Genomic DNA, 578 nt, shown 5'->3' with positions numbered 1-578 from the left:
TGTCAGGAAAAAAAAGAAACAAACAAACAGACTAATAAACCTGTAATACAAGATACCCTTACTAGTATGCAAACAAATTTTAAATGGCAAGAAGGCCTAAGTTGCCCATCAGGATATCCAATAGAAGTATATAGAGGCTGGCTTGAAGGCCCGCTAGTATCAAATGGAGTAAATGAAAGCCCAAACAGTACTACCTCTATATCTGGTTTTGGAACTACTACAGGTATGGGGGGGTGGGGAAAAAATTCCTCAGGTATGAGTCAGGGCGTAAAGCCAATTCCCCAAAGACTTAACTGTATTTGGTACTCTTATGTAGAAGAACTTATGTACGAAATAGATACTGAGCTAGACTACCCTAAAATGGTAAAACTATTTAATGAAGGTTTTCAGAGTAGTGTTAGAAAAAGAGGTAAAGTAATGATAACCTATGATACTATTACTGTAGGTTTTACTCCTGGTGGAGTAGTAGTGGTATGGTTGCAAAATGGTGGCAGACAGGTAGAAATAGGGCGTTATCAGGGAAATAAAGTAGTAATATCCCCCAAAGAAATAGCATCACTGGACAGTCACGAACGCTT

General features: G+C 38.4%; 1 protein-coding gene. It reads left to right on the top strand.

What is annotated here, in order from left to right; all coding sequences use genetic code 11:
* Positions 1–66 precede the first annotated feature (66 nt).
* On the top strand, positions 67–578 hold a 512-nt coding region (locus B0A64_RS24795), incomplete at its 3' end, for a DUF2931 family protein (protein WP_244285496.1).

The organism is Flavobacterium araucananum (assembly GCF_002222055.1).
In the GTDB taxonomy this organism is placed as follows: domain Bacteria; phylum Bacteroidota; class Bacteroidia; order Flavobacteriales; family Flavobacteriaceae; genus Flavobacterium; species Flavobacterium araucananum.
The sequence above is the reverse complement of the archived record's forward strand: the minus strand, read 5'-3'. Positions and strand labels throughout refer to the sequence as shown.